The sequence below is a fragment of the Marinobacter nauticus ATCC 49840 genome, from assembly GCF_000284615.1.
Classification (GTDB): Bacteria; Pseudomonadota; Gammaproteobacteria; order Pseudomonadales; family Oleiphilaceae; genus Marinobacter; species Marinobacter nauticus.
This window is the reverse complement of record NC_017067.1, coordinates 135,592-148,789: the sequence shown is the minus strand read 5'-3', so window position 1 is coordinate 148,789 and position 13,198 is coordinate 135,592. Positions and strand designations below refer to the sequence as shown.

At 57.3% G+C, this 13,198-nt stretch carries 11 protein-coding genes; 4 read left to right on the top strand and 7 right to left on the bottom strand.

Annotated elements, in window-relative coordinates; translation table 11 throughout:
* Positions 1–103 precede the first annotated feature (103 nt).
* Positions 104–1,414, top strand: a complete 1,311-nt coding sequence (locus MARHY_RS00635; protein ID WP_014420117.1) for an NAD(P)/FAD-dependent oxidoreductase — start codon at positions 104–106, stop codon at positions 1,412–1,414.
* A gap of 1 nt (position 1,415) precedes the next feature.
* On the opposite strand, the gene MARHY_RS00630 is transcribed toward MARHY_RS00635, so the two are convergent.
* Positions 1,416–2,216: a DODA-type extradiol aromatic ring-opening family dioxygenase gene (locus MARHY_RS00630; protein WP_014420116.1), complete on the bottom strand. Its 801-nt coding sequence runs from the start codon at positions 2,214–2,216 to the stop codon at positions 1,416–1,418.
* 15 nt (positions 2,217–2,231) lie between these two features.
* On the bottom strand, positions 2,232–2,675 hold the full coding sequence (locus tag MARHY_RS00625; RefSeq protein ID WP_041654437.1) for a DoxX family protein: 444 nt from the start codon (positions 2,673–2,675) through the stop codon (positions 2,232–2,234).
* Positions 2,676–2,840: 165 nt separating this feature from the next.
* Here MARHY_RS00625 and MARHY_RS00620 point away from each other — a divergent pair, with 165 nt between their 5' ends.
* Positions 2,841–3,749, top strand: a complete 909-nt coding sequence (locus MARHY_RS00620) for a LysR family transcriptional regulator (protein WP_041654436.1) — start codon at positions 2,841–2,843, stop codon at positions 3,747–3,749.
* 24 nt (positions 3,750–3,773) lie between these two features.
* Here the strand turns inward: MARHY_RS00620 and MARHY_RS00615 are convergent, their stop codons facing one another.
* Genes MARHY_RS00615 through MARHY_RS00605 form a run of 3 tightly spaced genes read right to left on the bottom strand, consistent with a single transcriptional unit; the run spans position 3,774 to position 9,588 of the window.
* Positions 3,774–6,896 (bottom strand): efflux RND transporter permease subunit, encoded by a 3,123-nt coding sequence (locus MARHY_RS00615; protein WP_041654435.1) that lies wholly within the window; start codon positions 6,894–6,896, stop codon positions 3,774–3,776.
* Entirely contained in the window at positions 6,896–8,263 is a 1,368-nt protein-coding gene (locus MARHY_RS00610; protein WP_014420112.1) for an efflux RND transporter periplasmic adaptor subunit, read from the bottom strand. The genes MARHY_RS00615 and MARHY_RS00610 overlap by 1 nt, the downstream gene beginning before the upstream one ends.
* A 5-nt stretch (positions 8,264–8,268) precedes the next feature.
* Positions 8,269–9,588, bottom strand: coding sequence for a TolC family protein (locus MARHY_RS00605; protein WP_014420111.1), 1,320 nt, complete (start codon positions 9,586–9,588; stop codon positions 8,269–8,271).
* A 210-nt stretch (positions 9,589–9,798) separates the two neighbouring features.
* On the opposite strand from MARHY_RS00605, the gene MARHY_RS00600 reads away from it, so the two are divergent.
* Both MARHY_RS00600 and MARHY_RS00595 read left to right on the top strand, forming a co-directional pair.
* On the top strand, positions 9,799–10,083 hold the full coding sequence (locus MARHY_RS00600; protein ID WP_041654434.1) for a hypothetical protein: 285 nt from the start codon (positions 9,799–9,801) through the stop codon (positions 10,081–10,083).
* 147 nt (positions 10,084–10,230) lie between these two features.
* A complete protein-coding gene (locus tag MARHY_RS00595; protein WP_011783712.1) occupies positions 10,231–10,563 on the top strand; it encodes a hypothetical protein in 333 nt (110 codons plus the stop codon).
* Between the two features lie 50 nt (positions 10,564–10,613).
* On the opposite strand, the gene MARHY_RS00590 is transcribed toward MARHY_RS00595, so the two are convergent.
* Both MARHY_RS00590 and MARHY_RS00585 read right to left on the bottom strand, forming a co-directional pair.
* Complete coding sequence (locus MARHY_RS00590; protein ID WP_041654433.1) at positions 10,614–12,974, bottom strand: heavy metal translocating P-type ATPase; 2,361 nt, start codon at positions 12,972–12,974, stop codon at positions 10,614–10,616.
* Positions 12,967–13,194, bottom strand: a complete 228-nt coding sequence (locus MARHY_RS00585) for a DUF805 domain-containing protein (protein WP_041654431.1) — start codon at positions 13,192–13,194, stop codon at positions 12,967–12,969. Before MARHY_RS00585 ends, MARHY_RS00590 begins: the two co-directional genes overlap by 8 nt.
* Positions 13,195–13,198 lie beyond the last annotated feature (4 nt).

Here is a 13,198-nt window from a genome sequence, read left to right as displayed (position 1 = left end):
CCCTGTATTAGCTCCCTAATCATAGACATTCAGGCCAGTGACGACAGCCAAGCGCTTTCATCCGAGAGCGTTTGGCTCTCATCACTTAAAGGTCTGAAACGTTATGGAAAACCTTCATCACATAGTCGTGGTCGGCGGCGGAGCCGGCGGTCTGGAACTGGTCACCAGTCTGGGCAACAAGCTTGGCAAAAAAGGCAAAGCCCGTATTTCCCTGGTCGACGCCGGTCTTACCCATGTTTGGAAACCCCTGCTGCATGAAGTGGCCTCCGGCTCGCTGGACGCCAGCGCCAACGAAATCAATTACCGCGCCCACGCCCGCAAGCACCATTACGAGTTTCAGCTCGGCCGCATGAGCGGTCTGGACCGGACCAATAAAGCGATCGTGATTGCCCCGTTCCGGGATGAAGAAGGCCAAGAAGTAGTGCCGGAACGGCGCCTTCATTACGACACCCTGGTGATTGCTGTTGGCAGCACCGCGAACGACTTCGGCACCCCCGGCGCACAGGACCACTGCCTGTTCCTGGACAGTCTGAAGCAGGCTCGCCGCTTTCATAACCTGATGCTCAATGCCTTCCTGCGCAAAAACCACGAAGCCCTTCAGGGCCAGCCCCATGCCCTGAACATCAGCATCATTGGTGCCGGAGCCACGGGCGTGGAACTGGCCGCCGAACTGAGACTGGCATCCCGCGAATTGCCCATCTACGGCATGAACCACCTCAAATCTTCCGATGTTTCCATCAGCGTGATCGAGGCGGCCGACCGCATATTGCCTGCGCTGCCCGGGCGCCTTTCCGCCGCAGCCACCCGGGAACTGGAACGCCAGAAGGTCAAGGTATTGACCGGACAACCTGTAAGCGAGGTGCGCGAGAACAGTCTGATCATGAAGGACGGCACTGAACTGCCCTCGGAAATGACCATCTGGGCCGCTGGCATCAAGGCACCGCCGTTTCTGGCGGAACTGGACGGCCTGGAGACCAACCGCGGCAATCAGCTGCTGGTGGAACAGACCCTGAAAACCACCAAAGATGCCGATATCTTCGCGTTTGGTGACTGCGCCGCCTGCCCGCAGCCGGAATCCGACCGGCCGGTGCCACCACGTGCCCAGGCCGCACACCAGCAAGCCGATGCCCTGTTCAAAACCCTCTGCAACCGGCTGGAAGGCAAAGAAGCCGTTCCCTTCGTGTACAACGACCATGGCTCACTGATCAACTTCAGCAAATACACCACCGTCGGCAACCTGATGGGTAACCTGTCCGGCCGCAGTATGTATATCGAAGGGAAAGTAGCCAGGCTGTTCTACGTGTCGCTATACCGGATGCACCAGGTGGCCTTGCACGGTTTCCTGCGAACCGGCGTGATCTGGCTGATGGACAAGATCAGTCGGGCCATGCAGCCACGGTTGAAGCTGCACTGATTCAGCCCCAGTAAAACATCCCCGACTGTTTCCCGAGGATGGTTGCGGCAATGTGCCGGTCGCTGGCTTTGTTGGCGAGGCCATAGCACACGTGCAAGGGCAGGAGGTGCTCTTCCCGGGGGTGACAGAACCGGGCATGGGGCGCTTGCTCCCAATCTGCCAGGCGCTTCGCCCGCTCCGGCTCCGACAGGGAGCTGTCGCCGCAGGTCTGTTCCAGCCAGTCCTCAAAGGCCAGGTTACGGGCCTGGATTTCCGGTGTCTGTGCAGCAAAGAAGGCCCGCATGTTGTGGAACGAGAAGCCTGAGCCAAGCACCAGCAGGTGATCGTAATCCAGTGCCTGCAATGCCCGGCCAATCGTAAGGTGCGTACTGGCGTCCAGAGTGTTGACCAGTGAGAGCTGAATGCAGGGAATCTTTGCCTCCGGATACATCAGTTTAAGCGGCACGAACGCGCCGTGATCCAGGCCTCGCTGGTCATCCAGGCGGGCCTGGATACCAGCCTGATCCAACGCCTGGGCGACCTGCTGCGCCAGCACTGGCTCACCCGGGCAGGGGTATTCGATCTTGTAGGCTTCCGAAGGAAAACCGTAATAATCGTAAATCAGCGACGGCGTAGTACCTGAGGTAATGGTCGGGATCGCCTCCTCCCAGTGGGCGCTGATCACCAGTATCGCAGAGGGTTTGCGCAGGTCAGCCGCTAGCTCTGTTAACCGGTCCACCATGTCCTGGTGCCCGGGATCTCCCAGCAGCGGCATGGGGCCGCCACCGTGGGAAACAAACAGTACATCGGTCGCTTTGCTCATGGCGTTCTCCCCGGTTCAGCTTTCTTTCTGCAACAGGTTATCGACAGCGAACCGGCCTGCGCCCTGAATCGCCAGAGCGACGGTGGCGGCAAACAGCGTGAGTGCATACTCGTAACCATTATTGGCCATAAATAAGCCATTACCGATATGCACCGCGAAAATGGCCACCAACATGGTGAAAGCCGCAACCACCGCCGCCGGACGTGTCAGTAGCCCGAGCACCAGTGCCAGACCGCCAAAGAATTCGGCACCACCTGCCAGCAAGGCCATCAGGTAGCCAGGCTCCAGGCCAATACTGGCCAGCCATTGTCCGGTACCTTCCAGCCCATATCCGCCAAACCAGCCGAACAGTTTCTGGGCACCATGAGCGGCCAGGATCATCCCCACCGGAACCCTCAGTACCAGTGCGGCAAAGCCACCATTGGATTGGAGTAATGCCTTGGTGAATTGAGCGTTCATATTCGTCACCTTAAGTCTTTCTCTGATTGGTTTATCCCGAAGCCCTGGCTTCAGGCTATGGGCTCACTTTACTATCACCAATCTCAAAGACTAAGATGACTCTTGTTGCTATATTATCGCCATTTTATTGATAATCATCAGCACAACTCAGATCAGGACACCGCCATGGATCGTATTGAAGCCATGCGCACCTTCGTGACAGTGGTCAACGAAGGCAGCTTCACCCGAGCCGCTGACCGCCTGGACACCTCGCCACAACTGGTCAGCAAATACGTGTCTCAGTTGGAGACGCACCTGGGCGTTCGGTTGCTGAACCGCACCACGCGCAGGCTCCACCTGACCGAAGCAGGCAGGCAATATTACCCGCGGGCCCAGCAGGTGCTCAGTGATATTGATGATCTGGAAAACCAGCTCGGCGACCTGCAAACCGAGGCCCAGGGCCTGCTGCGCATCAGTGCCCCGGTTTCTTTCGCCATTCGCCACATGCCGGCCCTGCTGACCGAGTTCCAGCGAATGCACCCCGCCGTGGGTATTGATCTGCAACTCAATGACCGGAAGGTCGACATAGTCGAGGAAGGCTTCGACATCGCGCTGCGCATCGGCCGCCTGCAAAGCTCTTCCCTGATCGCCAAGCGGGTGGCGCCGGTGCGGCTGGTGCTGTGTGCCTCTCCAGCTTATCTGGCACGATACGGCACCCCCGGCAAACCGGAAGACCTCCGGGACCATCAGTACCTGCGCTACAGCTACATGGACCCGGATTCCAACCATCCCCCGCAGAAGTGGCTCCAGGACAACCGCAGTGACAACCTGCAGGGAATGGTCAGCAACAACGGCGACGTGCTTGTCGAGGCAGCCATTGCCGGGGCCGGGATTGCCCTGCAACCGACCTTTATCGCGGGCCCCGCCATTCAGGAAGGCAAGTTAATGATCGTCCTGCCGGAACATGAACCGGAGCCGCTGGGGCTATACGCCGTCTACGCTCACCGCCAGTTACTGGCAAGCAAGGTCCGCAGCTTCATCGACTTTATCGACGGTTATTTTGGTGATCCGCCCTACTGGGACAGGTTTGATTAGTCGTGCTCAGGCATACGGTCAACATCAATCCTTCAAAGCTCTCTGCTTCCATAGATAAAAGAGCACAGGAATCACCAGCAACGCCAGAATAACGGCAGATATCATTCCGCCAACCATCGGTGCCGCAATGCGCCCCATTACTTCCGAGCCGGTGCCGGTACCCACCATGATGGGCACCAGCCCCCCGATAATGGCTGCCGCGGTCATCATGATCGGCCTTACTCGCAAACCGGCACCGTGGAGCACCGAATGGCGAAGGGTTTCGCGCCTCGGAGTCAGGCCCTTCTCCTCGCAGGTTTCCAGCATGGCGGCATAGGACTGGTTCAGGTACACCAGCATGATCACGCCGATTTCCACGGCGACACCCGCCAGTGCAATGAACCCGACCCCTACAGCCACAGAGAAGTTGTAACCCAGCAGATACATCAGCCAGATGGCACCGATCATGGCAAAGGGCAGCGTACCCATGATGATCCCGACCTCCGCGAAACGCCGGAAGTTCAGGAACAGCAATATCACAATGATCGCCAGGGTTAGGGGCACCACATAGGTGAGCTTTTCCTTGGCTCGCAGCATGTACTCGTACTGCCCGGACCAGGTCACCGAATAGCCCGCGGGCAGGTCAAGCGATTCGTTCACGGTGGCCATGGCCTGTTCGACATAGCTACCGACATCAACCCCCTCAATATCGACAAAGGTCCAGCCGTTCAGCCGGGCGTTCTCACTCTTGATCGCCGGCGGACCGTCCTCCACACGGATATCAGCCACATCCGCCAGCGCAATCCGCTGGCCAGAGGCGGTCACAATCGGTAATTGCTCCAGCTTTTCCGGGGAATCCCGGTAATCCTCGGGGTAACGAAGATTCACGGGGTAGCGCTCCAACCCTTCGATAGTCCGGGAAACATTGATACCGCCAATTGCCGATGCCACCACCTGCTGTACGTCGGCAATGTTCAGTCCGTAGCGCGCGGCGCGCTCGCGATCGATATCGACCTTGATGTAGCGGCCCCCGGCGACCCGCTCGGAGTAAACCGACGCTGTGCCGGGTATGTCCACCATGATTTCCTCAAGGCGTTTGCCAATACCCTGAATGGTAGCCAGGTCCGGCCCCGCCACCTTGATGCCGACCGGCGTCTTGATTCCCGTTGCCAGCATGTCGATGCGGGTGATGATCGGCATCACCCAGGCATTGGTCAGGCCGGGGAACCGAATCAGGTTGTTAAGTTCCTGCTTAAGTTTTTCCGTGGTCATGCCTTCCCGCCATTCATCCCTTGGCTTGAGCTGGATAAAGGTCTCGATCATCGTCAACGGCGCCGGATCGGTTGCGGTATCGGCCCGGCCCACTTTACCGAAGACAGTTTCAACCTCGGGTACCGTGGCGATCAGCTTGTCGGTCTGCTGCAGCAGCTCCCGCGCCTTACCGATCGAGATGCCCGGATAGGTGGTGGGCATGTACATCAGATCGCCTTCATCCAGCGGCGGAATGAATTCACTGCCGATTCTGGTGGCAGGCCAGACACCAACAACCAGAGCCAGAACTGCCGCCAGCACAGTTGTTTTCGGGAAGCGAAGTACCAGCTTCAGAACCGGCATATAGGCACTGACCAGCAAACGGTTCACCGGATTCTTGTGCTCCGGCAGCACTTTGCCCCGGATGAAATACCCCATGAGCACCGGCACCAGGGTCACCGCCAGAGCCGCGCTGGCTGCCATGGCATAGGTCTTGGTAAAGGCCAGGGGCGCAAACATCCGGCCTTCCTGTGCTTCCAGTGCGAAAACTGGCACAAAACTGACGGTAATGATCAGCAGGGAGAAAAACAGGGCAGGCCCGACCTCGGAAGCGGATCGGGTTACCACTTCCCACCGGTTTTCTGGCGTTAACGGCGTCCGCTCCATGTGTTTGTGCATGTTCTCGATCATAACAATGGCACCATCGATCATCGCCCCGATCGCAATGGCAATACCGCCCAGTGACATGATGTTGGCGTTGATGCCCTGCCAGTGCATGACAATAAAGGCCGCCAGGATGCCCACCGGCAGGCTGAGAATCGCGACCAGCGAAGACCGCACGTGGAACAGGAAGACAATGCACACCAGACCCACCACCAGGAACTCTTCCAGCAGCTTGAAACCCAGGTTATTGACGGCCCGTTCGATCAGACCGGAGCGATCATAGACCGTTACCACCTCAACCCCCTCGGGCAGGCTGGATTTGAGATCCTTTAGTTTGTCCTTGACGCCATTGATGGTCGCCTGGGCGTTCTCACCGAAGCGCATGACCACCACTCCGCCAACGGTCTCGCCCTCACCGTTCAGCTCAGCAACGCCGCGGCGCATCTGGGGGCCAACCTCAACGGTCGCCACGTCTTTAAGCAAAAGGGGCGTGCCATTGTCGTCCAGCCCCAGAGGGATCGAGAGCAGATCATCACGGGACTGGATGTAGCCTGAGGTGCGCACCATGTATTCCGCTTCAGCCATCTCGATCACGGACGCACCCACTTCCTGATTACCCCGTTTTATGGCGTTCTGGATATGGGCCAGCGGGATCCCCAGGGCGCGGAGTTTTTCCGGGCTGACCTTGACCTGATACTGTTTCACCATGCCGCCCAGGGCGGCCACCTCAGACACACCGGGCACCGTTTGCAGCTCGTATTTGAGGAACCAGTCCTGCAGACTGCGCAGTTCGCTCAGGTCGTGATTTCCGGTGCGATCCACCAGGGCATAGAGATACACCCAGCCCACGCCAGTGGCATCGGGCCCAAGCTGGGGACGAGCCGAGTCCGGCAGGCTGGGCGCCACCTGGGAGAGATACTCCAGCACCCGCGAGCGCGCCCAGTACATGTCGGTGTCTTCATCGAAGATCACGTAGACGTAGGAATCCCCGAAGAACGAGTATCCCCTGACCGTTTTCGCACCTGGTACCGAGAGCATGGCAGTGGTCATCGGGTAGGTCACCTGATCTTCCACCACCTGCGGGGCCTGCCCCGGAAAGCCGGTTTTGATAATAACCTGGACATCCGACAGATCCGGTAAGGCATCCACCGGCGTTTGTTTCAGGGAATACAGGCCGAGCCCCGTAATCAGCAACGTGGCCAGCAACACCAGGAAGCGGTTACCAACCGACCAGCGAATAATGGCTGCAATCATCACTCGCCTCCGCCATGATTCATGGTGCTGTGATCCATGGTGTCTTGCTCCACGCCATCCTGATTCATCGAGCTGTGGTTCATCGCGCCATGGTTCATAGCGCCGTGATCCATGCCTTCATGATTCATACCGTCGTTATCTCGGGTCTGAGGTGCCGACATCCGTTGGAAATCCGAGCTCTTGCTGGATTCTGAGTCGATCAGAAACTGGGCCGATGTGACGACAGTATCACCAGGCATCAGGCCATCGAGTATTTCCGCATACTTTTCCCCCACGCGCCCAACGCTGACGTTTATCGACTTGAAAGCTCCCTCCTCCAGGGCCAGAACGAGGCGATCACTCTGGCCAGTGCGGATAACCGACTCCCGGGGCACCAGAAACTGCCGTTTTCCCCGCTCACCCTGAACCTCCAGCCGGGCAAACATGCCCGGCATCAGGGCACCATCCTCGTTATCAAACCGCATCCGGACCCGGGCTGTCCGGGTTTTGGGGTTTACTTCCGGATAGACATAATCCACTCGGCCACGCCACTCACGACCGGGCATGTAATCCAGGGTCATCTGCACCCGGTTGCCTGCCTCTACAGCCGAAAGCTGGCTTTCAAACACTTCACCGATCAGCCAGACTTCATCGAGCGCAGCGATCGACAGAACCCGGTCTCCCGGTTTGATGAACATACCCTCGCGCACATTCAGGTTCTCAATCACACCCGAGCGGGGCGCGTAAACCGTCATCGTCCTCTGAATGTCCCGGCTCTGGCGTAACCGGCTGATCAGACTGGCCGGCACATTCAGCGCCGCCAGCCGCTCTGTAGCAGCCTCCACCAGTTTCTGGTTGCCACGGTTCATCGCCAACAGCAGCTCCTCCTGGGCATTCACCAGGGTGGGCGAATATAAGGTGTACAGCGGCTTGCCCTGTTCAACAGGCTCTCCCTCGGCTTTGACAAACAGCGTTTCAATCCAGCCATCAACCCGGGGATGAACGTGAACCATCTGGTCTTCATCGTAGGCCACATAGCCCACAGTGGTGATGTTATTGGGCAGCCGCCCCTGAATCACCGGCTCCGTGCGAACCCCCAGATTATTGACAACCGTCGGTGAGATACGGACCGTGCCCGCCGTATCGTCTGCCGATCCGCCGTCGTCATACACCGGAATCAGATCCATACCCATGGGTGATTTTCCCGGTTTGTCACTTTTGAAATTGGGGTCCATGGGAGCGACCCAGTACAGCGGTTTTTTTGAATCGGAGCTGGTCTGTTCTGCAGAAGATAGCGCGTGGGTGTCCGTTGCAAACCAGTAGGTGGCCACCGCACCGGCGAGACCGCCGAGCAACACAAAGCCCAGAGGGCGAACCAAGTTAGCCATGATGATCAGTCCTGATAACGGGTCATTGAAAAGGTAGGGATCTCGGAAGATTCAGCCGTCAGGTAGCGGAAGTTCGCCATATTCCCGGCCCGCTCGGCTTTCATCTGAATCAGTTCAACCTGGGCATTGAGCTCGGCAATTCGCGCGCGCACTGCCTCGGCGAAGTCGCCGTCGTCGTTGTTGTAGGCCGTCAGTGCCGCACTTGCCTGCGCTTCCATTTGTGGCAGAAGGGTCTTTTCATACAGCGCTATGCGCTCATCCAGGCGCTGAATTCTGACAACGGCAGCCCTGGCTTTGGCGCGAAGCCCACGGAGCTGCAGGATACGCTCGGTTTTCGCCGCCTCCAGTCGAGCCACAGACGCGTTGAGTTTTCGGTCCTGACGGTTGCCGGTGAAAAGGGGCAGATCAAAGCCAATCCCCACGGAAAACAGATCGGCCCGGTCCTCGCCGTTCGGAGCCCGGTCCCGATATCCGTATTGGGCCGATATCGACCATTCCGGTTTGTAGGACTGGCGGGCCAGATCAACGTCAACACTCTGGGCTTCAATCAACTGATCGGTGGCGCGCACGGCAGGATGTCGGGGCAGTGAATCAGTCGCGGTTTCAGCCCAGGCAGAAGGGAGTTCTGCCAGCAGTTCGCGGGGGACATGGTCGGTGACGGCCAGCTGTGCCTGATTCAGGCCAATCCACTCGGCCAACGCTTCCCGATTCGATGCCTGTTGCACCTGCAGTGCTGTCAGCCGGTCCTCAAGCCTCGTCAGCTCCAGCGAAGCCCGGATAACATCCTGCTGCCTGGACCCCATGGAGGCAGAGGTGTAGCCCGCCTCAGCAACATCTTCCAATTGCTCAAACAAGCCTCTGTTGCTTTCAATCAACCGGATACTCTGCTCGGAGCGCCAGACCTCCAGCCAGAGCTGCGTTACCGTCTGTTCAACCTGTGCCCGACGATTCGCGCGCCGGAACGGCTGAACTGCGGCCATTTCCGCCTTCTTCGCGCTTGCCAGCTGACGGCTGTTGCCACGTGGAATTCGCTGGGTAAGACCGACGGTAGCCTGAGTCATGGCCTCCTGGCCCGTATCAAAAGTATCTGTGGGCAGATTCGCGGCGCCGAGGGTCATTCTCGGATCCGGCAGGGCGCCATCGGCAATCGACTCCTCCAGAAGGGCATCCTGAATCTGGACACTCTGGCGAAGCCAGGGATCCTCCTCAGTAGCAACATCAATGGCGTCAGATAACTCAAGCCTGGGCTCGGCGAAACCGGGCAGACCGGTAAGAATCAAAGCACCTAGAACAACGGGCTTTACGAGGTGGGAAAGAAAGGACAACGGGACATCTCCATTAATTGTTTTCCTCCCGCGATCTTATTTTATTTATCTGAAACCAAACTGAATAACTGAAAAAAAACTCAGTACTTGACTTTAATCAATAACGGGCAAATCAATTAAAAAATGTTTATTTAAACAGAATTATTATTTCAGGATGAATTCAGGATTCAATGTTTTCATAAACTCACCAACTAACGGGGAGGTGTATTTATGAAACGCATGATCGCTTTAATCGCAGCATTCACTATTTCCACATACGTCTTTGCAGGCAACATGTCAAACGAAAAAGACATGAAGAGTGTGCATGGTAAAACCATAAATAGTTCATCGCTTGAAGACATACTTAAGAATCAAGACATGCAACGTCTGCACAGAGAAATGACACGCTACTCCATGTCAGAGTCGGGTTTTGAAGCTCGCAAAAAAATGATGAACAAACAAGGGCGTGCCTACCACGAGGCTCTGAAAGAAAAGCGAAAAAATACCGCAGGGTGACCCTGCGGCAAAACTTACTAGTGGAGACGCAAACTCTCTCTGGCTCGATTTCCTGAGCCAGCCAACACCGAGCTCAAGAGCAAGTACATCATAGAAAACTGAAACGTAACTGAATCATCAGATAACTTTAAACTACAGGATATTATTATGAATAAATCAGTCTTGGCAGTTTCAATCACCTTATTCTTTTCCACTATAGCGACGGCTAATACTGGCTTGGCAGACAGGATAAATGAAACTCGCAGTTACCCTGATATAACTGGAAGCAGACTTACCCATGACGCATCATCTGGTGGCAATAATCCGGATATGATAGGAGAAAAGATGAAAGGCATGATCAGTCCGGATATGAAAAAGATGATGACGATGATGTCGTCTATGTCCGAGCGTGAGTTGAATATGATGCATGAGGCTCACATACAGATGATCAGGGAACGGGCTAACGCGCGCCACTCCGATCACCACAGCCGGGATCAGTAAGCGGTATTATCAACGGCCTCAGAGATAGCACTCTGAGGCCGATCACCTATTTACTGTTGAGGCCCGAGCTTGATCACCCGCAGCCGCAGCGCATTCACAATCACGCTGACCGAGGACAGGGACATGGCCGCCGCTGCAAAGATCGGCGACAGCAGTATGCCGAAAAACGGATACAAGACCCCGGCCGCTATCGGAACGCCAGCGGAGTTGTAGACGAAGGCGAAGAACAGGTTCTGCCGGATATTGCGCATGGTCGCCATGGACAAATGGCGAGCTTCCACAATACCCATCAAGTCACCGCGAAGCAGGGTAATGCCAGCACTTTCAATAGCCACATCGGTGCCGGTGCCCATGGCGACACCCACATCCGCCGTGGCCAGCGCAGGCGCGTCGTTCACGCCGTCGCCCGCCATCACGACAACCCGACCTTCGTCCTTCAGGCGCTGAACAATCTTACCCTTGTCTTCCGGCAGCACTTCCGCTTCCACTTCGTCGATATGCAGCTTGCGGGCAACAGCCTCGGCTGACGTGCGGTTATCGCCGGTCAGCATGACTACCCGTATGCCGTCCTTCTGCAGGGCGGTGATGGCGGCTTCGGTGGTTTCCTTGACCGGATCGGCTATCGCGAGCAAGCCTGCGACGTTGCCGTCGACGGCCGCAAAAATCACCGTAGCGCCGTCTTTCCGGAGCTGGTCGGCCTCGCCGTCATATTTTCCGGTGTCGACATTCTCGGACTCCATCAGGAGTCGATTGCCGAGGAGTACCCGCTTGCCATCGATTCGACCGGTGACCCCTTTTCCGTTAGGCGAATCAAAGTCCTCTGCATCCGGGAGCTCCAGATCCATACCCTTGGCTTTATCGAGGATGGCGTGGGCCAATGGATGCTCGCTGCCCTTTTCCAGACCTCCGGCATAGCGCATCAGATCGTTGTCACTGAATCCGTTTGCCGCGACAAGTCGGGTAACCTGCGGCTTGCCCTCTGTCAGCGTACCGGTTTTATCCACCACCACGGTGTCTACCTTTTCCATGCGCTCCAGCGCTTCGGCATCCCGGATCAGCACACCACTCTGGGCACCGCGTCCAACCCCAACCATGATAGACATGGGTGTTGCCAGCCCGAGTGCGCATGGGCAGGCAATGATCAGAACGCTAACGGCAGCAATCAGGCCGAAGGCCATGGGCGGCGTGGGACCAAAAACAGACCATGCGATGAAGGCGATGATCGCAATCAAGATGACTGCCGGCACGAAGTAAGCGGCAACCTTGTCTGCAAGCCCCTGAATCGGCGCCCGGCTGCGTTGCGCACTGGCCACCATCTGAACGATCTGGGACAGCATGGTATCGCGGCCAACCTTGTCGGCGCGCATGATGAAACTGCCCTGCTGGTTAATACTGCCGCCGATCACCTGGTCGCCGGATTTCTTGCTGACGGCCAGAGGCTCCCCGGTCACCATGGACTCATCCACGTTGGAACTGCCTTCGAGCACTTCGCCGTCCAACGGCACCTTGTCGCCGGGGCGCACCCGCAGACGGTCACCAACCTTGACCTGATCCAGCAACACATCGGATTCGCTGCCATCGTCATCCAACTTCCTGGCTGTGGCAGGCGCCAGATCCAACAAAGCCTTGATGGCGCCGGAGGTTTTCTCCCGGGCCCGCAGTTCCAGCACCTGACCAAGCAATACCAGCACAACGATGACGGCCGCCGCCTCAAAATACACCGCCACCGAGCCGTCTTCCTGCCGAAAGGCACCCGGGAATATCTGTGGCGCTAACGTGGCCACCAGGCTGTAGATCAGCGCCACGCCGGTGCCAATGGCGATAAGAGTAAACATGTTCAGGTTATGGCTAACGACGGATTTCCAGCCCCGGACGAAGAAGGGCCAACCGCACCAGAGCACCACTGGCGTCGCCAGTACTAACTGAATCCAGTTGGACATCTGAGGTGCAACAATATGATCAAGCCCGGTCAGGTGCCCGCCCATTTCCAGGAGAAAGACCGGTAACGTCAGTACCAGGCCAATCCAGAAGCGGCGAGTCATGTCCCTGAGTTCTTCCGAAGGCCCGTCATCCAGGCTCACCTGCTCGGGCTCCAGGGCCATTCCACAGATGGGACAGTCCCCCGGCCCTTGCTGGCGAATCTCCGGATGCATGGGGCAGGTGTACATGGTGCCCGGCGCTACCGGATCTTGCTGCTTCTTTTCGTCACCGAGATACTGCTCCGGATTCTCCTCAAACCTGGTCTTGCAACGTGACGAGCAGAAATACCAGGTGTTGCCCCCGAGCCGGCTACGATGCTCTGCAGTATGCGGATCCACTGCCATACCGCAGACCGGGTCCTTGGCGGTATGCTCGCCAGCTTCTTTAGCAGTGTGATGATCGTGGTGATGGGCGTGATGATGCTCAGCCATTCCGATCTCCTCCTTTATCGGCGGGCCAGTCTGCAAATGCAATGAAATACAGCAGAACCAGATTGACGATAGGGATCAGTATCAGCACACCCATCCAGCCCGGATACCCCGTGCGCTGACAAATACGCCAAGCCGGAATGACGACCACAATGGCGATCACCAGCATCCAGAGCCAGTGGCCCGCCCACATCGTGTTCCCAAACATGTTTTCTTCCATCATGGTA